This is a genomic window from Sphingomonas sp. 4RDLI-65 (genome assembly GCF_049472435.1).
Taxonomy (GTDB): domain Bacteria; phylum Pseudomonadota; class Alphaproteobacteria; order Sphingomonadales; family Sphingomonadaceae; genus Sphingomonas.
The window spans coordinates 261,270-280,168 of the sequence record NZ_JBCEBT010000004.1; the positions used below are offsets into that span (position 1 = coordinate 261,270).

14 protein-coding genes are annotated in these 18,899 nt (G+C 67.7%); 12 read left to right on the plus strand and 2 right to left on the minus strand.

Annotated elements, in window-relative coordinates; all coding sequences use genetic code 11:
- Positions 1-133 precede the first annotated feature (133 nt).
- The 12 genes from VH567_RS11760 to mdoH all read left to right on the plus strand — a co-directional run bounded on the left by VH567_RS11760 (position 134) and on the right by mdoH (position 15,648).
- Entirely contained in the window at positions 134-1,528 is a 1,395-nt protein-coding gene (locus VH567_RS11760; RefSeq protein ID WP_423326293.1) for an FAD/NAD(P)-binding protein, read from the plus strand.
- On the plus strand, positions 1,525-2,652 hold the full coding sequence (nhaA, locus tag VH567_RS11765; RefSeq protein WP_423326295.1) for a Na+/H+ antiporter NhaA: 1,128 nt from the start codon (positions 1,525-1,527) through the stop codon (positions 2,650-2,652). The genes VH567_RS11760 and nhaA overlap by 4 nt, the downstream gene beginning before the upstream one ends.
- A gap of 128 nt (positions 2,653-2,780) precedes the next feature.
- The gene (locus VH567_RS11770) at positions 2,781-3,629 is read left to right on the plus strand and encodes a TorF family putative porin (RefSeq protein WP_423326297.1); all 849 of its coding nucleotides are present in this window, start codon (positions 2,781-2,783) and stop codon (positions 3,627-3,629) included.
- A gap of 105 nt (positions 3,630-3,734) precedes the next feature.
- Positions 3,735-3,824: a K(+)-transporting ATPase subunit F gene (gene kdpF, locus VH567_RS11775; protein ID WP_055875324.1), complete on the plus strand. Its 90-nt coding sequence runs from the start codon at positions 3,735-3,737 to the stop codon at positions 3,822-3,824.
- A gap of 12 nt (positions 3,825-3,836) precedes the next feature.
- A complete protein-coding gene (kdpA, locus tag VH567_RS11780) occupies positions 3,837-5,540 on the plus strand; it encodes a potassium-transporting ATPase subunit KdpA (RefSeq protein WP_423326299.1) in 1,704 nt (567 codons plus the stop codon).
- 14 nt (positions 5,541-5,554) lie between these two features.
- Positions 5,555-7,585 (plus strand): potassium-transporting ATPase subunit KdpB, encoded by a 2,031-nt coding sequence (kdpB, locus tag VH567_RS11785; RefSeq protein ID WP_423326301.1) that lies wholly within the window; start codon positions 5,555-5,557, stop codon positions 7,583-7,585.
- Between the two features lie 214 nt (positions 7,586-7,799).
- Positions 7,800-8,396, plus strand: a complete 597-nt coding sequence (gene kdpC / locus VH567_RS11790) for a potassium-transporting ATPase subunit KdpC (RefSeq protein WP_423326303.1) — start codon at positions 7,800-7,802, stop codon at positions 8,394-8,396.
- A complete protein-coding gene (locus tag VH567_RS11795; protein WP_423326305.1) occupies positions 8,393-11,053 on the plus strand; it encodes a DUF4118 domain-containing protein in 2,661 nt (886 codons plus the stop codon). The genes kdpC and VH567_RS11795 overlap by 4 nt, the downstream gene beginning before the upstream one ends.
- Entirely contained in the window at positions 11,050-11,739 is a 690-nt protein-coding gene (locus tag VH567_RS11800; protein WP_423326307.1) for a response regulator transcription factor, read from the plus strand. The genes VH567_RS11795 and VH567_RS11800 overlap by 4 nt, the downstream gene beginning before the upstream one ends.
- Before the next feature lie 265 nt (positions 11,740-12,004).
- Positions 12,005-12,250 carry a hypothetical protein gene (locus VH567_RS11805; RefSeq protein ID WP_423326309.1) on the plus strand — a complete coding sequence of 82 codons (246 nt, stop codon included), beginning with the start codon at positions 12,005-12,007 and terminating at the stop codon, positions 12,248-12,250.
- A 99-nt stretch (positions 12,251-12,349) separates the two neighbouring features.
- A complete protein-coding gene (locus tag VH567_RS11810; RefSeq protein ID WP_423326311.1) occupies positions 12,350-13,843 on the plus strand; it encodes a glucan biosynthesis protein in 1,494 nt (497 codons plus the stop codon).
- On the plus strand, positions 13,843-15,648 hold the full coding sequence (gene mdoH, locus VH567_RS11815; protein WP_423326313.1) for a glucans biosynthesis glucosyltransferase MdoH: 1,806 nt from the start codon (positions 13,843-13,845) through the stop codon (positions 15,646-15,648). The genes VH567_RS11810 and mdoH overlap by 1 nt, the downstream gene beginning before the upstream one ends.
- A 123-nt stretch (positions 15,649-15,771) precedes the next feature.
- Here mdoH and VH567_RS11820 read toward each other — a convergent pair whose 3' ends face one another.
- Together VH567_RS11820 and VH567_RS11825 are read right to left on the minus strand one after the other, a co-directional pair.
- Positions 15,772-17,274 carry a DHA2 family efflux MFS transporter permease subunit gene (locus VH567_RS11820; RefSeq protein ID WP_423326315.1) on the minus strand — a complete coding sequence of 501 codons (1,503 nt, stop codon included), beginning with the start codon at positions 17,272-17,274 and terminating at the stop codon, positions 15,772-15,774.
- Complete coding sequence (locus VH567_RS11825) at positions 17,271-18,698, minus strand: efflux transporter outer membrane subunit (RefSeq protein ID WP_423326317.1); 1,428 nt, start codon at positions 18,696-18,698, stop codon at positions 17,271-17,273. The genes VH567_RS11820 and VH567_RS11825 overlap by 4 nt, the downstream gene beginning before the upstream one ends.
- Positions 18,699-18,899: the final 201 nt, after the last annotated feature.

Below are 18,899 nucleotides of genomic sequence, written 5' to 3' on the forward strand. Positions count from 1 at the left end.
TGTTTTCCTTTCCTCCCCCTCCGTCTGGCAAGTGCCAGCCACCTCCCCCTGGCGGGGGAGGATTAGAGCAGGGGCTGGGCTAGCCGTGCTGGATCGGGCATGGCTTCCCGCGGCAGAACGGGTGAGCGAACAGATGGACGAGCGTACGACGATGGCACGGATTGCGGGGCCCGAGGATCATGTCGTGGTGGTCGGCGGCGGGTTCTCCGGCGCGCTGTTCGCGGTCAACCTGATGCGGCACGAGGGGCCGCGCGTGACCTTGATCGAGCGGCGAGACCGGCAGCTTGCGCGGGGTGTCGCGTATAGTGCGGCGCATCCCGATCACCTGCTCAACGTCCGTGCGGGCAACATGAGCGCGCTGCCCGACGACCCCGATCACTTCGTCCGCTGGCTGGAGTCGCACGGCAAGGGCGACCGCAAGACCTTCGTCCCGCGCACCACCTATGGCGCGTATCTGCGCGAATTGCTCGACGTGGCGATCGCGGAATCGGACGGTCGGCTGGTGCATGTCGAGGGCGAGGTCTGCGCGATCGAGCCGATGACCGGCGACGGCGTCACGCTGACGATGGCGGACGGGCGGAAAATCGCCGCCGACACCGCGGTGCTCGCGCTTGGCAATCTGCCACCGCACACCCCGCCCGGGCTGAAGCCGGAGGCCTTGCCGGCGGGCGTGTACTGCGCGGACCCATGGGCCGCCGATCTCGCCGAAGGCCTGAACGCGGACGACACCGTCGTGCTGGTGGGAACCGGGCTGACCGCGATCGATGCGGCGCTGTTGCTCGATGCTCAGGGATTTGCGGGACGCATCCTGGCGATGTCGCGTCGCGGGTTGTCGCCGCGGCGGCATGTCGATGGCGCACCCGCGCACCGCGGCGTGTCGGACAAGCCCCAGGGCGGGCTGACCGATCTCGTTCGCCATGTTCGCGCGCGAACCGAAGAGGGCGGCTGGCGGGCCGCAGTCGATGAATTGCGGCCGGTCACGCAGATGCTGTGGTCGGCGGCTTCGCAGGAATTACGGGGGCGTTTTCTGCGGCATCTGCGGCCCTATTGGGATGTCCACCGCCACCGCCTCGCGCCTGCCGTAGCCGACCGTGTCGAGGCGCTGGTCGTGAGCGGGCGACTGACCTTCGCAGCGGGCAAGATCGTCTCGGCCGAGGCTGAAGGTCAGCACGCAAATCTGACGTGGCGACCGCGTGGGGAAACCGATCCGGTCGTCATGCGAGCCGCGCGGATCGTGAACTGCACAGGGCCGCAGGGCGATCTGTTGCGCTCCGAGGAGCCGCTCGTGAAGCATCTGCTCGCGGCCGGTGCGATCCGGCCCGATCCGCTCAGGCTCGGCGTCGACGTCGATGCGCAGTCGCGGGCGATTCGGCGCGACGGCACGCCCGACGACCGCATCCACTGCATCGGCCCGATGACCCGCGGCGGGCTGTGGGAAGTCGTCGCGGTGCCCGATATCCGCGTCCAGAGCTGGGATCTCGCGCGCCGCCTGTCCAACGCGCAATGGGTCGGCGGCGAAGGGCTGTGACCGCGGTCCGGCGCTTTTTTGCGGGCGATGCGGCGGGCGCCATCGTGCTGCTCGCCGCAACGATCGCGGCGCTGCTCGTCGCCAACTCTCCGCTCGCGCCCGCCTATTTCGCGACGTTGCACCACGCAGTCGCCGGAATGAGCGTCCATCACTGGGTCGACGACGGTGCGATGGCGCTCTTCTTCCTGCTGATCGGGCTGGAGGTTAAGAGCGAGTTCGTCTCGGGGCATCTCTCGACCTGGGGGGAGCGCATCCTGCCCGGTGCGGCGGCGCTCGCGGGCATGGTGGTGCCGGCGTGCCTCTATCTGCTCGTCAACATGGGGACGCCCGCCAATCTGCGCGGCTGGGCGATCCCGGCGGCGACCGACATCGCGTTCGCGCTTGGCATCCTGGCCCTGCTCGGGTCGCGCGTGCCGACCTCGTTGAAGATACTGCTGACCGCGATCGCGGTGATCGACGACCTGCTCGCGATCCTCGTCATCGCCGTGTTCTACACCGGCCATATCGCGCTGTTGCCGTTGCTTAGCGCGGCCGCCGGGCTCGGCGTGCTGGTCGTCCTGAACCTGTCGGGGGTGCGGTCGCTGGTGCCGTATCTGCTGATCGGCGTCAGCATCTGGTACGGCGTCTTGCTGTCGGGCGTGCATGCGACGCTCGCCGGCGTGGCGGTCGCGTTGACGATCCCGCTGCGGACGGGGGAGGGGCAGCCGCCGCTCAAACGCCTCGAACATGCGCTCCAGCCTTGGTCGAGTTTTCTGATCGTGCCGGCGTTCGGGTTCGCCAATGCGGGCATCGCGTTCGGCGGGATGGCGGCGGCGGACGTGATTTCGCCGTTGCCGGTCGGGATCATGCTCGGGCTGTTCCTCGGCAAGCAGATCGGCATCTTCGCGACGATCCGCGGGCTCGTGATGGTCCGGCTGGCCGAGGCGCCCCGGAACGCGACCTGGGCGCAGGTCTACGGCATGGCGGTGCTGTGCGGGATCGGCTTCACGATGAGCCTGTTCATCGGCGGGTTGGCCTTTGCGGATGCGCCGCACGCGCTGGATTCGGTCAAGATCGGCGTGTTCGCGGGCTCGATCCTGTCGGGCGTCGCCGGGTGGCTGATTCTTCGCCGCACCGCACCATAATTCAGACAATACTACGCGAAACATACGCGCAAGCCCGGCAATCGATCTCGAATTGCTACGTCGCCGGAGCCTAATTGCCAGTCCTCGCGAACCGCCATCCTTCCGGCGGCGCGCGCATGGGGACCGCAATGCACATTCTTCGTTTCACCGCCGCCGCCGGACTTCTCGCCGGTCTCGCCACGCCCGCGTTCGCGCAGGATACCGCGCCGCCGTCTCCCGTAACCGTCAGCGGTTCGGTCACGCTCGCGACCGATTACCGCCTGCGCGGCGTGTCGCAGTCAGACAAGGACGGCGCGATCCAGGGCGGGCTGACGATCGCGCACGAGAGCGGCGTGTATGTCGGCGCCTGGGGTTCGAACCTGTCGGGCTGGGGCACGTTCGGCGGCTCGAACATGGAGCTCGACCTGATCGGCGGCTACAAGCACAAGCTCAGCCCCAGCGCGACGCTCGACGTCGGCCTGACCTGGTACATGTATCCGGGCGGCGCCTCGAAGACCGACTATGCCGAGCCCTATGTGAAGCTCAGCGGCACGACCGGCCCTGCAACGCTGACCGCCAGCGCGTTCTATGCGCCCAAGCAGCAGGCGCTCGGCAAATGGTATCGCACCGGCGCCGATGGCGCGGCGGGCGTCTATACCGACGCGGGCGACAAGGAAGACAATCTCTACCTGACCGGCGACGGCGCCTACGCGATCGCGGGCACGCCGTTCACTGCCAAGGCGCATATCGGCCACAGCTGGGGCAATGACGGCCTCGGCCCCAACGCGACCAGCGCGGCGCCGACCGGCAGCTACTGGGATTGGTCGCTGGGTGCGGACACTATTTATAAAAATCTGACGCTGAATGTGAGCTACATCGACACCGACATCACGCGTCGCAGTGCAGCGTATCTCCAGCCGAGCTTCTCCCGCGGACAGGACGGCACCGGATCGATCGCCGACGGCACGATTGTCGCCTCCCTAACCGCCGCCTTCTGAAGGATCGACCGATGCAGGACCTTCTCTGGATAGCGATCATGATCGGACTGGTGGCGGCGACGCTCGCCTATGTCCGCCTGTGCGACAACGCGTGAGGACATCATCATGACCCTCGACCTCTGGCTCGCCGCGATCGTCGCGCTCGGGCTGCTGTTTTACCTCGTGGCGGTGCTGATCCGTCCCGAACGCTTTTAGGAGCGCTTTCCCATGACATTCCAGGGATGGATCCTGATCCTCGGTTTCGTCGGCATATTGCTGGCGTTGGCCAAACCCGTCGGCATGTGGCTGTTCGCGCTATACGAAGGCCGCCGCACGCCGATCCACGCCGTCCTCGGCCCGGTCGAAACCGGCTTCTACAAGCTCGCCGGGATCGATCCGAAGGCAGAGCAGGGCTGGCGTCGCTATGCGCTGCACATGCTGATGTTCAACGCGACGTTGATGGCGTTGACCTATGCGGTGCTGCGCCTCCAGGGCGTGCTGCCGGGTAACCCACAGGGGCTCGCAGGCCTCGCGCCGCATCTTGCGTTCAACACCGCGGTCAGCTTCACGACCAACACCAACTGGCAGAGCTATGGTGGCGAATCCACCATGTCGAACTTCAGCCAGATGTTCGGCCTGACGATCCACAACTTCCTGTCGGCGGCGACCGGCATCGCGTTGGCGTTCGCGTTGTTCCGCGGGTTCGCGCGGCGCTCCGCCACGACGATCGGCAATTTCTGGGCGGATGCGACCCGCGTCACATTGTACCTGCTGCTGCCGATCTCGATCGTCTACGCGCTGTTCCTGATCGCCAGCGGCGTGCCGCAGACGCTCGCCGCCACGGTCGACGTCACCACGCTGGAGGGGCTCAAGCAGACGCTCGCGCTCGGCCCGGTGGCGAGCCAGGAGGCGATCAAGATGCTCGGCACCAATGGTGGCGGCTTCTTCAACGCGAACTCGGCGCATCCGTTCGAGAATCCAACCGCGCTGACCAACCTGATCCAGATGCTCTCGATCTTCGTGATCGGCTTCGGGCTCACCTGGACGTTCGGCAAGGCGGTCGGCAACACCCGGCAAGGCTGGGCGATCCTCTCGGCGATGGTCATCCTGTTCCTCGCCGGCGTGACCGTCACCTATTGGCAGGAGGCCGCGGGCAACCCGATCATGCACCAGATCGGCGTCGCAGGGAGCAACATGGAGGGCAAGGAGGTCCGCTTCGGGATCGCCGCGTCCGCGCTGTTCTCGGTCGTCACGACGGCGGCATCGTGTGGCGCGGTCAACGCGATGCACGACAGCTTCACCGCGCTCGGCGGCATGATCCCGCTGCTCAATATCCAGCTCGGCGAAGTCGTCATCGGCGGCGTCGGCGCAGGCATCTACGGCTTCCTGCTGTTCGCCATCCTCGCCGTGTTCGTGGCCGGCCTGATGGTCGGCCGCACGCCCGAATATGTCGGGAAGAAGATCGAGAGCCGCGAAGTGAAGTTGGCAGTGCTGGCGATCGCCATCCTGCCGCTCGTCATCCTCGGCTTCACCGCGCTCAGCGCCGTGCTGCCGGACGGGCTTGCGGGGCCGCTCAACAAGGGGCCGCATGGGTTCACCGAGATCCTCTACGCCTTCACCAGCGGCGTCGGGAACAACGGCTCGGCGTTCGCGGGCCTCACCGCCGCGACGCCCTATTATGACGGGTTGCTGGGGGTCGCGATGTGGCTCGGGCGCTTCTTCATCATCGTGCCGATGCTCGCCATCGCCGGCTCTCTCGCCGCCAAGAAGCACACGCCGGAAAGCGCAGGCTCGTTCCCGACGACGGGCGCGCTGTGGGTCGGCCTGCTGATCGGGATCATTCTGATCGTCGGTGGCCTGACCTTCCTGCCGAGCCTCGCGCTCGGTCCCATCGCCGATCATCTCGCGATGATCAGCGGCAAAACCTTCTGACGGGACAAGCCAAAATGGCACGCACCCCTACCAAGTCGCTGTTTACGGCCGACTTGATCATCCCGGCGATCGGCGACGCTTTCCGGAAACTCGACCCAAGGCAGCTGATCCGCAACCCGGTGATGTTCGTCACCGCGGTCGTTGCCACGCTGCTGACGATCCTCGTCAACGTCGGCGGCGACGGGCTGTCGGTCGGCTTCAAGATACAGCTGGTCATCTGGCTGTGGCTGACGGTGCTGTTCGGCACCTTCGCCGAAGCACTCGCCGAAGGCCGCGGCAAGGCGCAGGCAGCGTCGTTGCGCGCGACCAAGGCCGAACTCACCGCGCGCCGCATGAAGGGCGATCAGGTCGAGTCCGTCCCCGCCAGCATGCTCCGCGCGGGCGACATCGTGCTTGTCACGATGGGCGACCTGATCCCGGCGGATGGCGAAGTCGTCTGGGGTGTCGCTTCGGTCAACGAAGCCGCAATTACTGGCGAGAGCGCGCCGGTAATCCGCGAGGCGGGCGGCGATCGCTCGGCGGTGACCGCGGGCACGCGCGTCATCTCCGACGAGATCCGCGTCAAGGTCACCGCCAATCCCGGGGAGGGCTTTCTCGACCGCATGATCGCGCTGGTCGAGGGCGCCGAGCGGCAGAAGACCCCGAACGAGATCGCGCTGACGCTACTGCTCGTCGGGCTGACGATCATCTTCCTGATCGCGGTCGGGACGATCCCCGGGTTCGCGAGCTATGCGGGCGGCCGCGTGCCGGTCGCGATCCTGGCCGCACTGTTGATCACGCTGATCCCGACGACGATCGCGGCGCTGCTGTCGGCGATCGGGATTGCGGGGATGGACCGTCTGGTGCGCTTCAACGTGCTCGCCAAGTCGGGGCGTGCGGTGGAGGCGGCGGGCGATATCGACGTGCTGCTGCTCGACAAGACCGGCACGATCACGATCGGCGATCGTCAGGCGAGCGAATTTCGTTCGGTCGGCGGTACGCGCGACGAGGAGCTGGCGGAGGCGGCGTTGCTCGCGAGCCTTGCCGATGAGACGCCCGAGGGGCGCTCGATCGTGGTGCTGGCGCGCGACAAGTTCGGTGTGACGACCAATGCGTTGCCGGGCGATGCGGAAGTCATCCCGTTCACCGCGCAGACGCGTATCTCGGGCGTGAAGGTGAATGGCTCGCTGATCCAGAAGGGCGCGGTCGACTCGATCCTGAAGGCCAATCCGGGGGCAGGGGCGACCGCCGCCGCCACCGAGCTGCGCCGCATCACCGACGAGATCGCGCGCGCTGGCGGTACGCCGCTGGCGGTGGCGATGGACGGGCGGTTGCTCGGCGCGATCTTCCTCAAGGACGTCGTGAAAGCCGGCATCCGGGAGCGTTTCGGCGAACTCCGCGCGATGGGCATCCGCACGGTGATGATCACCGGCGACAATCCGCTCACTGCCGCTGCGATCGCCGCCGAAGCGGGCGTCGACGATTTCCTCGCGCAGGCGACGCCGGAGGACAAGCTCGACCTGATCCGCAAGGAACAGCAGGGCGGGCGACTGGTCGCGATGTGCGGCGACGGCACCAACGACGCGCCGGCGCTTGCACAGGCCGATGTCGGCGTAGCGATGAACACCGGCACGCAGGCGGCGCGCGAGGCGGGTAACATGGTCGACCTCGACAGCGATCCGACCAAGCTGATCGAGATCGTCGGCCTGGGCAAGCAGCTGCTGATGACCCGCGGTGCGCTGACGACCTTCTCGGTGGCGAACGACGTGGCCAAGTATTTCGCGATCATCCCGGCTATGTTCGTCGCGCTCTATCCGGGGCTCAGCGTGCTCAACGTGATGCGGCTGGGCTCGCCCGAAAGCGCGATCCTGTCGGCGATCATCTTCAACGCGATCATCATCCCGATGCTGGTGCCGCTCGCGCTCAAGGGCGTGGCGTACAAGCCGATGGCGGCGGGGCCGCTGCTCGCGCGGAACCTGGCCGTGTACGGGCTGGGGGGGCTGGTCGCGCCGTTCGTGGGGATCAAGCTCATCGACCTTCTGGTCGGTGCCTTGGGGCTGGCATGATGACCCAACCCACTCCGTCACCCCGGACCTGTTCCGGGGTCCACCGCTCCGCACGTTCATCGGCCCTTGGTTACGCGGATCGGTGGATGCCGGAACAAGCCCGGCATGACGGAAGTGGGTGGAACGCCGCTCTCACCGCCAAGAATTGTTCACCCGCGAAGGCGGGTGCCCAGACTGTGTCCCCGCCTTCGCGGGGACACATGGAGACGACACAATGACCTCCGATTTTACCTCCGCCCTCCGCCCCGCGTTCGTCATGACGATCCTGTTCGCGCTGCTGCTCGGGATCGTCTATCCCCTCGCAATGACCGGGATCGGACAAGCCATCTTCCCCAGCCAAGCCAATGGCAGCCTCGTCGTCGCCGACGGCAAGGCGATCGGCTCGACCGTGGTCGGCCAGGCCTTCACCACCGACCGTTATTTCCAGACGCGTCCCTCGGCGGCCGGCAAGGGCTATGACGGCCTTGCCTCGTCGGGCTCCAACCTCGGGCCGACCAGCCAGGCGCTGGTCGATCGCACCAAGGCCGACGTCGCCAAGCGCCACGCGGAAGGCGTGACCGGGCCGCTCCCGGCCGATCTCGCTACCGCCTCGGGCTCGGGCCTCGATCCTGACCTGTCGCCGGCATCGGCCTATGCGCAGGTTGATCGCGTCGCGCGCACCCGCGGCCTGTCCGCCGACACGGTCCGTGGTCTGGTGACGGCGAACGTCGACGGCCCGCTGTTCGGCATCCTCGGCGAGCCGCGCGTGAACGTCCTCGCGCTGAACCGCGCCCTCGATGCAACCGGACGACCCGCGACGGGCGCACGTTGAACGACGACGGACGACCATCTCCCGAGGCCCTTCTGCGACAGGCGTCGCAGGAGGGCCGCGGCCGTCTGAAGATCTTCCTTGGCGCCGCCCCCGGTGTCGGCAAGACCTATGAGATGCTCTCCGAAGGCGCCGAACGCCGCCGCGCTGGCGTCGATATCGTCATCGGCGTGGTCGAGACGCACGGCCGCGTCGAGACCGAAGCGCTCACGCGGGGCCACGAGATCGTCCCGCGCAAAGCGATCCCTTACGAAGGCCGCACGCTCGACGAGATGGACCTCGACGCCATCCTCGAACGCGCCCCGACGCTCGTCCTGGTCGACGAACTCGCCCACACCAATGCGCCGGGCAGTCGCCACCCGAAACGCTACCAGGACGTCGAGGAACTGCTCGCCGCCGGCATCGACGTCCATTCGACGATCAACATCCAGCACATCGAGAGCCTCAACGACGTCGTCGCCTCGTTCACGCGCGTCAGGGTGCGCGAGACCGTCCCCGACAGCATCGTCGAGGCTGCCGAGATCGAAGTCGTCGACATCCCCCCCGATGAACTGATCGAGCGGCTGAAGGCGGGCAAAGTCTACCTGCCGCAAGAGGCCACCCGCGCCCTCTCGCATTTCTTCTCCAAATCGAATCTCTCGGCGTTACGCGAACTCGCGCTGCGCCGCGCTGCGCAAGCGGTGGATGCGCAGATGCTCGAACACGTCCGCGCACTCGGCGTCGGCGGCACCTGGGCTGGCGGCGAGCGGATCGTCGTCGCGATCAGCGAGCTGCCCGGCGCGCTCGGCTTGGTCCGCGCGACCAAGCGGATCGCCGACGCGATGCACGCGCCCTGGACCGCGGTGTATATCGAGACGCCGCGCGCGCAGACCTTCGGCGAGCCCGAGCACCGCCAGCTCGCCGCGGTCTTCAACCTCGCGACGCAGCTCGGTGGCGACGTCGCTACCGTACCCGCGACGTCGGTAGTCGACGGCCTGAAGACCTTCACCGCCGAAGCGCGCGCGACGCAACTCGTGGTCGGCAAGTCGAGCCGCTCGCGCTGGTTCGAACTCCGCCACGGTTCGGTCGTCGACCAGATGGTCCGCGAGACGCCGGGGATCGCCGTCCACGTCCTGCCGATGGAGGCGGGCACTGCGTCGCCGACCGGGAGAAAGCGCACCGGCGATTGGGGCAGCAAGGCGGGCTATGCCTGGACGACGGCGATGGTTGCGAGTGTCACCGGCGTCGCGAGCGCGCTGTTCCACATTCTCAACCTCGGCAACGTTGCGCTGCTCTATCTGCTGCCGGTGATGGCCGCGGCGAGCCTGTTCGGCCTGCGCACGGGGCTGTTCGCCGGCATCGCCTCGTCGATCGCGTACAATTTCTTCTTCCTGCCGCCGACCGGCACGCTGACGATCAACAATCCCGAGAACGTGATCTCGATCCTCGTCCTGCTCGGCATCGCGTTCGTGACCAGCCAGCTGACGTCGCGGGTCCGCGCTCAGGCTGATATCGCAGCCGCCAGCGCGCGGACCAACGCCGCGCTCGCGGGGTTCCTGCGGCAACTGACGTCGCTCAACGAGCCGGTCGCGCTGGCGCGGGCGATCTGCGAGGAGATCGGCCGGCTGTTCGGCGTCCGGGCGGTGATTCTCGTCGCGGAGGACCCTGGTCTCGCGGTGCAGGCGGCGAACGGCGCGGATTACCGGCTCGAGACGATGGAGATGGCGGCTGCGCAATGGGCCTATGATAGCGGCGCGTCGGCGGGGCGCGGGTCGAGCACGCTGGCGGCGTCGGAGTGGTTCTTCCAGCCGCTGCGCTCGGGTGAGCGGACGCTGGCGGTGCTCGGACTTGCGCAGGAGGCGGGCGGCGATCCGGTGCGATCGGACCAGTTGCCGCTGCTGATGAGCCTGGTCGACCAGGCGTCGCTGGTGCTCGAACGCGCGCGGCTCGAGGTAGAGATGCGCGATGTCGATGCGGTGCGCGAGCGCGATCGGTTGCGGGCCGCGCTGCTGTCGTCGGTCAGCCACGATTTGCGTACGCCGCTGACGTCGGTGATGGCGGCGGCTGCCGAGCTGCACCGGGGCGTTACGCCCGAGCTGATCGCGACGATCGAAAGCGAGGCGGCGCGGCTCAACCGGTTCGTCGGCAATCTGCTCGACATGGCGCGGGTCGAGGCGGGGGCGCTCCGGTTGCGGCTCGAACCGACCGACCTCACCGACGCGGTCGCGGGCGCGGTGCACGACACGAAGCGCGTGCTCGAAGGTCATGCGATCGAACTCGACGTCGCGCCGAACCTGCCTTTGGTCCGCGTCGATCCGCAACTGCTCCACCATTGCCTGCTCAACCTGCTCGACAACGCCGGCCGCTATGCCGATCCGGGCACGCCGATCGTCGTGCGTGCGGAGCACCGGTTCGGGATGCTCCGGCTGTCGGTGATCGACCAGGGACCGGGCTTGCCACCGGGTCGCGAGAAGGAGGTGTTCGAGACGTTCCGCCGCCTCGAAGGCTCCGACCGCGCGATCGGCGGGACGGGGCTTGGGCTTGCGATCGTGAAAGCGTTCGCCGACGCGATGGGGATGAGCGTCGAAGCCAGCAACCGCGAAGACCTGACGGGCGCGCAGTTCAGCCTGTGCTTCCCCGTGGGGCTGCTGGTCCGCGACACCGATGGAGCGAATCTATGAGCGCGCAGACGGTGCTGATCGTCGATGACGAACTGCATATCCGGCGGCTGTTGAAGAACACGCTGGAGCGGGCAGGGTACGGCGTCGCGGAGGCGGTCGACGCGCGCGAGGCGTTGCGGGTTGCGGCAAGCCGGCCGTTGACCGCTGTGCTGCTCGATCTGGGGTTGCCGGACCGCGACGGGCTGGAACTGGTGCCGTTGCTGAAGAAGCTCGGTGATCCGATTATCCTCGTCGTTTCCGCGCGCGAGGCGACTGATCAGAAGGTGGCGGCGCTCGATCTCGGGGCCGAGGATTATGTGACCAAGCCGTTCGATACCGAGGAGTTGCTTGCCCGGTTGCGGGTCGCGTTGCGGGGGCGCGGCGAGGCGACATCGCGGCCGACGGTGTTGCGTGCGCACGGGGTGGAGATCGATTTCGAGAATCGGTTGGTCCGCCGCGGGAACGAGGAGGCGCATCTGACGCGGAAGGAGTTCGACGTGCTGTCGGCGCTGGCCGCGCATCCGGGGCGGGTCGTGACGCATCAGAGGATCCTTGAGGCTGCGTGGCCGACGGATTACGACCGCCGGATTGAATATCTGCGGATCGTGGTGCGGAACCTGCGGCAGAAGCTGGAGGGGACGGGGGGAGTCGGCACGGTGATCGCGAACGAGCTCGGGATCGGGTACCGGCTTCTCGTCGACGCTTGAGCTGAGAAAACTTGTTTCCCCGCGAAGGCGGGGATCCAGTCTGGGCTCCCGCCTTCGCGGGAGAACAAGGACGCGGTCCGCTATCAATTGCGGCGCTAAACCGTCACCCCAGCGAAAGCTGGGGTCTCCCCATGAAAGGTCGCCCCTGCCGCGCGAGGTCCCGGCTTTCGCCGGGATGACGGGGTTGCGCACTATGTGAACACTATGGCTCCCCCTTAAAATCAATCTCGAACGCTTATGCGGCTGGCGATAGCTCAAGCGTCGCATGACCGACGCCCGCCGCCTCCGCACCGACCTCAGCCTCCGCGCGAGCGGTATCCTGTCGCTCGCGATCGCGGCCACCGCGATCCACACGTTTGCCCGTCTCCACCCCCCAACCGGCGCGCTCGCACTCCTGCTCGCCATGATCGGCTTCCTTTGCGCGAGTGCCGGCATGATGTTGGTGATCGTTGGCCACCACATCCACGACCGCGTCCAGGTCAGCGTCCGCTGGAGACGCGTCGCGCGATAGGGCGCGCGATAGGCCGCGCCGGGGGCGGGACCTGTCGACGCGCGCCGACCATGTCACTATGCTACCGCGTTGCAGCATGATGACGAAGGAGCGCTCTGCATGATCGGTCGACGCGAAGTAATGACCGCGCTGGGTCTGTTGGGTGTCCTCCCGCAGGCCGCCGCAGCGATGCGCGCAGCGCCCGGCAAGGCCGAGCCGTTTTCGTGGGAGGCGCTTCAGCAACGCGCCGCGACGCTGGCCACCAAGCCGTACCAGCCCCCCGCTAAAGTCGCCGCCGCGGCCGCGATCGATTACGACAAGGTCGGCAGCATCCGCTTCCGCGCCGACAAGACGCTCGCTGGCGGCATCCGGCTGTTCCCGCTCGGTCGCTATGCGCCGATGCCGGTCGCGATCAACGTCGTCGAGGGCGGGCAGGCGCGCCGCATCGAGTTTTCGCGTGACCTGTTCGAGGCCGAAGAAGGTCACGCCGCCGCGCTCGGTATCGCCGGGTTCCGCGCGATGGCGCCGGGCGGGACCAGCGACTGGATGGCGTTCCAGGGCGCCTCCTATTTCCGCACCGCCGGATCGCAGGACCAATATGGCCTGTCCGCGCGCGGGCTCGCGATCAATACCGGGTTGCCCGGCCGCGAGGAATTTCCCGACTTCACCGAATTTTGGATCGAGCGGACCGGCACGGACGCGTACACGATCTATGCGCTGATGGACGGCGCGAGCGTCACCGGCGCGTACCGGTTCCAGTCGCGGCATGTCGCGGGCGCGGGCGTCGAGCAGCAGGTCTCGTCCGTCCTGAACATCCGCCGCGACATCGAGCGGCTCGGCGTCGCGCCCGCGACCAGCATGTTCTGGTACGGCGAGGGCAACCGCGCCGCCGCGGTCGACTGGCGTCCCGAGATCCATGATTCGGACGGTCTCGCGCTGCTCACCGGCGCGGGCGAACGCATCTGGCGCCCGCTCAACAATCCGCCGCACGATACGCTCGACAGTTTCGCGGACCAGGCACCCAAGGGCTTCGGGCTGATCCAGCGCGACCGCAATTTCGATCACTACCAGGACGATGGTGCGTTCTACGATCGCCGTCCCAACCTGTGGGTTCAGCCGCAGGGCGATTGGGGCAAGGGCGCGGTGATGCTGTATGCATTCCCGACCAACAGCGAGACGGTGGATAACGTCGTCTCGTTCTGGACGCCAGCCGCGCCTGCGAAGGCCGGGCAGCGGTTGCAGTTCGATTACTCGCTCAGCTGGAAATCGACCGATCCGACCGCAGTCGCCAGCGCGGCGCACGTTGTCGATTGCTGGCAAGGCGTCGCCGGCCGACCCGGCGCCGAGCCGGTCAAGGGCGCGCGGAAGCTGGTGGTCGATTTCATCGGCGACGGTCTCGCCGGACTCGACCGGCAGAGCGGCGTGACCGCCAGGATCGACGTCGTCCGTGGCAAGGTGCTCGCCAACGCGGCTTACCCGGTCGTCGGCCAGAAGAACCGCTGGCGCGTCACCGCCGACATCGCCCCCGATACACAGGGGGCCGCCGACGTTCGGCTGTTTCTCACGCGCGGCGGTCGCGCGCTCAGCGAAACCGTCCTGACGCCGATCTTTTGATGCCCGCGCTTGCCATGATGCCGGGCGAAACACCGATCGAGATGCTCCCGCAGCGTTTCGACGGGCCGCCGCCGCGTTGGTCTGCGCCCGAGCCCGGCCCGGGGAGAGTCGTTTCGAACGACGATATGCTCGCGCGCCGGATCATCCTGATCCTGATGACCGGGCTGCTGGCGACCGCGGCGTCGTCGGCGGTGCAGGAATCGCTGCTCGCCGATGGGCTGAGCCTGTGGGACGCGGTGTTGCTGGCGCTGTTCTTCCCGTTGTTCGCGTGGATCGCGTTCGGGTTCATGAACGCGGCGATCGGCTTCGTGCTGCTGATGACCGGCGGCCATCCGGGCTTCGTGCCGACACCGCGCCAGTCCGAACCGCTCAAGGGCCGCACTGCGATCCTGATGCCGGTTCATAACGAAGACATCGACGCCGTGTTCGAACGGATCGCGTGGATGGCGCGCGCGATCGCGGCGGGCGGTGTCGCCGACCGGTTCGATATCTTCATCCTGAGCGACTCGGGCGAAGCGGCTGAGGCGGCCGAGGTCGCGGCGTGGCAGAGGCTCGCACCGACGCTCGACTGTGCACTCTATTATCGTCGCCGCACCGAGAATGTGGGGCGCAAGCCCGGCAACGTGGCGGAGTGGATCCGGCGTTTCGGCGGCGGCTATCGCTACATGCTTATGCTCGACGCGGACAGTTTGATGGGCGGCAACACGATCATCGGCATGGCGCAGGTGCTCGAACGCCGGCCTGCGGTGGCGCTGCTCCAGACCGTGCCCGCGGTGATCAACGGCGTGACGTTTTTCCAGCGCTGGATGCAGTTCGCTAGCCGTCTCTACGGCCCGATCTCGACCGCGGGACTCGTCTGGTGGTCGGGTTCGGAGGCGACCTTCTGGGGGCACAACGCGATGATCCGGATCGAGGCGTTCGCGAGCAGTTGCGGGCTCCCCGATCTCCCCGGTCGCGCGCCGTTCGGCGGCGTCATCATGAGCCACGACATGGTCGAGGCGGCGCTGTTGCGACGGCGCGGCTGGCGCGTGCACATGCTGATGACCGAGGAGACGTTCGAGGAATATCCGCCGACCTTGATCGACGCGGCTGTGCGCGACCGGCGCTGGGCGCAGGGCAATATCCAGCATCTGAGCCTGCTGACCTCGTCGGGGTTCCACTGGGTCAGCCGGCTGCAATTGTTGATGGGCGCGTCGGCGTTCATCACCTCGCCGGTGTGGCTGCTGATGATCGCGACCAGCGTGGTGCAGGCGCTGCTCGGCGAGCGCAATATCGTCGAGGCGCAGACCTCGCTGCAGGTGCTGATGGTCACGCTGCTGCTGCTGTTCGGGCCGAAGCTGCTGAGCGTGATCTGGGCGTTCTCGAATGCGGAGCGGCGTGCGGGGTTTGGCGGGCGGCGGGGGATCGTGCGATCGGTGCTGATCGACGTGCCGTTCTCGATGCTGTCCGCGCCGGTGATCGCGCTGACGCAGACGATCGATCTCGCCGGGATATTGATGGGGCGGAAGTCCGGCTGGGCACCGCAGAACCGCGACGCGCATGAGTTGTCGCTGGCGGACGTGATGCCGCGCTATCGCTGGCATGTCGGGGTGGGGGTGGCGCTGCTGCTTGTGACGCCGTTCGCGCCGGTCACTGCAGCGTGGCTCGCGCCGGTGACGCTGGGGCTGTTGCTCAGCCCGTTCCTGACGATGCTGACGGCGAGCGAGAAGGCGGGGAAGTGGGCGACCGGGCACGGGATGTTCGTCGAGCCCGGCGAGCATGTGTCGGTGTTGTCGCGACCTTCGCTGCCGGCGCATAGCGGCTGATATTTCCTCCCCTGCAAGGGGAGGTGGCTGGCAATTGCCAGACGGAGGGGTGACACGCTTTCGATAGGACGTCACCCCTCCGTCAGCCCTGCGGACTGCCACCTCCCCTTGCAGGGGAGGAAATTATGCGGCTCGGTGGCCGCTTAGCTCCGCGCCTGCATTTGCCTTGAATTTTCGGTTCCAGATCGTCGCCGAGGCAGACACCGCGGTCACCACCAGGAACGCCAGCGTGAAGTCCGCCAGCGCCGGCCGCGTGCTGCCGGTGCCGAGCATACCGACATGCAGCGACGCCGCACCGACGCAGATGCCGAGCGACAGCATCAGCTGCTGGAACGTCGCGTAGAAGCTGGTCGCGCTGCTCATCCGTGACGACGGGATCTCGTCATAGGCGATCGTGTTGTACGCCGAGAACTGGAACGACATGAAGAAGCCCGAGATCATCAGCACGCCGAAAATGACGGGGATCGGCCAGTCTGGGCGGAATAGGCCGGCGACCGCGTAGCCCGAACTCGCGCATAGCCCGCCTACGATCAGGCTGTTGCGGAACCCGAAGCGCCGGAGCACGCGCGGTGCGAGGCTCTTCATCATTAGCGAGCCGATCGCCCCGGCGATCGTGATCGCGCCGCTCGCCGCCGCGGTCATGCCAAAGCCCAATTGGAGCATCATCGGCAGAAGGAACGGCTGCGCGCCCTGGGTGATTCGGGTCAGCGATCCGCCGATCACCGACAGGCGGAAGGTGGGGATGCGCATCAGCGACAGATCGAGGATCGGGTCGCTGCGGTGTTTCGCGTGGCGGATGTACGCGACGCCGGCGATCAGACCGACCATGATCAGGACGATTGCGCGCGCGAGTTCGCCGGTGCGGCTGGTCATCTCGAACCCGAACAACAGGCAGCCTAGCGACACGCCCGACAGGATGAAGCCGGGCACGTCGAAGCGCGCCGGTTTGTCTTCGCGCACCTCGCCGATGTAGCGTGTCACCAGGATCACGCCGAGCAGGCCGATCGGCACGTTGAGATAGAAGATCCAGCGCCAGTCGAGATAGGTGACGATCGCGCCGCCGACCGGGGGGCCGAGGATCGGGCCGATCAGCGCGGGCATGATCAGCCACGACATCGCCTGGACCATGTCCTCCTTGGCGACGCTGCGGAGCAGAACGAGGCGGCCGATCGGGATCATCATCGCGCCGCCCAGCCCTTGCAGAAAGCGGGCGAACATCATGAATGGCAGGCTGGTCGCCTGGCCGCACAGCATCGATCCGCCGACGAAAATGAGGATCGCTGCGCGGAAGATCGTCCGCGAGCCGAACCGGTCCGCGAGGCGTCCGCTCGCTGGAATGAAGATCGCGAGCGCCAGCAGGTAGGACGTCAGCGCCGAACTCATGCTGGTCGCGGGGACGCCGAAATCGCGTGCCATCGTCGGCAGCGCGGTGGCCAGCACGGTCGAGTCCATCTGCTCCATGAACAGCGCGCAGGCGATGATCAGCGCGGTCACGCGGTAGTTGCTGGGCGTGTGCGGCAGCGCGTCCGGGTCCTTGGCGACGCGCGCGATGGTGTCGGCGGCGGGCATGATGCCGTCGCGGATCTCGCTGTTGATCGAGGCGAGCCCGCGTCTGCGGAGCCTCACGTCTGCCACCCTCCGCCGAGCGCCTTGAACACGTCGACCTGGCGATCGACCAGCAGCGCGTCGGACGCGGCGAGGTTTGCCTGTGCGGTGGTCAGCGCGGCCTGCGCGGTCAGTAGTGACAGGAAGTCGGTGCGGCCGAACCGGTAGAGCGTCCCGGCCTGATCCGCGGCGCGCGCGGCGCTGGATTGGGCACGGCGTAGGGCTGCGTTGCGGTCGCCTTCGCGGGCATAGGCGGAGAGTGCGGTCTCGGTCTGGCGCAGGGCCTCGAGCGTGGTCGAGTCGAACTGGGCGAGCGCCTGGTCGGCCGTCGCGCCGGCCTGGGCGATCTGCGCTCGGATGACCGGGCGGTTGGGGAAGCTCCAGCTGATCAATGGCCCGAGCCCGAGATGGAACGCATTGGTCGAGCCTAGCGACGACACCGGCCCGGTGAACCCGGCCGAACCGCCGAGGCTGACCTGCGGATAGAGGTTCGCGGTCGCGACGCCGATCCGCGCGGTCGCGGCGGCGAGCGTGCGTTCGGCGCCGCGGATATCGGGACGTCGGCGGATCAGCGCTGCGCCGTCGCCGATCGGGAGCGGACGGTTGAGCGCGGGCGGCTTTGCGCAGGTGGCGACGTCGCGCGGATAGTCCGCGGGGGCGCGGCCCATCAGCGTGGCGAGGCGGTAGAGCGCCGCGGTGCGCGTCGCGACCTGTGCGGGGATCAGCGCCTCGCTCTGGTCGACTGCGGTACGGGCGCGCGTCACGTCGAACGCGGTGCCGCGGCCGCCGCGTTGCAGGCGTTGCGTTACGTTCAGCGTCTGGCGTTGTAGCGCGAGGATCCGGTTGTTGGCGGCGAGAACCGAATTGGCAGTGCACGCGGCGGCATAGCTGCGCGCGGTTTCCGCAGCGACCGTCACGCGGACGTTGTCGCGTGCGGCGGCGACCGCCTCGGCATCGCCTTGGGCCGCCTCGATCCCGCGGCGGATGCGGCCGGAGAGGTCGAGCGGATAGGCTAGTGTGATGCCGAGATTGTAGTCGAGCGTGCCGGGGAGGTTGCCGCCGGTCGTGTAGGGTCGGTCGAGCGAGGTGCCGCCGCCGAGCATTGTCGACAGCGTACGGCCCGCGGCGACTTCGGCGACGACCGCATCGGCGCGGCGGAGGTTGGCGTCGGCCGCGCGTAGGTCGGTGTTGGCGGCGAGCGCCTCGGTGACGAAGCCGTCGAGGCGCGGGTCGCCGTAGAGCTGCCACCAATGGTCGGGAAGCGGGGTGTCGACGAACGCCTTTTCGTTGCCGCTGTCGAACTTGCCTTGGGCAGACGGATTGTTGACGGCGGCGCGGTCGGGGAGGGCGTAATTCGGGCCGGCGGTGGTGCAGGCGGCGAGGGCCAGCGCGAGGGCGCCACTCAGTATCCGGGGCGCTTTCGACGATACGCCGCAAGCAACCACGGCATGCCGGCTTAGGCTGTGGGCTGCATCCCCACGTCTTCCTCCCCGGCGGAGGCCGGGGTCCAGTTGGGCATCGTTGCCAACGAACAGCTCCGCTTCGTCACGACGACCCTGCCACCTGGGCCCCGGCCTCCGTCGGGGAGGTGCATCGGCCTGGGGGGGGCGGGTGACAAACCCGGTCGAGGTCAGGGCGCAATCGCG

Bases quoted from the DNA above. Each gene is read 5' to 3' on its own strand.
- VH567_RS11760 (WP_423326293.1), top strand. From the start codon at position 134: ATGGACGAGCGTACGACGATGGCACGGATTGCGGGGCCCGAGGATCAT.
- VH567_RS11770 (WP_423326297.1), top strand. From the start codon at position 2,781: ATGCACATTCTTCGTTTCACCGCCGCCGCCGGACTTCTCGCCGGTCTC.
- kdpF (WP_055875324.1), top strand. From the start codon at position 3,735: ATGACCCTCGACCTCTGGCTCGCCGCGATCGTCGCGCTCGGGCTGCTG.
- kdpA (WP_423326299.1), top strand. From the start codon at position 3,837: ATGACATTCCAGGGATGGATCCTGATCCTCGGTTTCGTCGGCATATTG.
- kdpB (WP_423326301.1), top strand. From the start codon at position 5,555: ATGGCACGCACCCCTACCAAGTCGCTGTTTACGGCCGACTTGATCATC.
- kdpC (WP_423326303.1), top strand. From the start codon at position 7,800: ATGACCTCCGATTTTACCTCCGCCCTCCGCCCCGCGTTCGTCATGACG.
- VH567_RS11800 (WP_423326307.1), top strand. From the start codon at position 11,050: ATGAGCGCGCAGACGGTGCTGATCGTCGATGACGAACTGCATATCCGG.
- VH567_RS11805 (WP_423326309.1), top strand. From the start codon at position 12,005: ATGACCGACGCCCGCCGCCTCCGCACCGACCTCAGCCTCCGCGCGAGC.
- VH567_RS11810 (WP_423326311.1), top strand. From the start codon at position 12,350: ATGATCGGTCGACGCGAAGTAATGACCGCGCTGGGTCTGTTGGGTGTC.
- mdoH (WP_423326313.1), top strand. From the start codon at position 13,843: ATGCCCGCGCTTGCCATGATGCCGGGCGAAACACCGATCGAGATGCTC.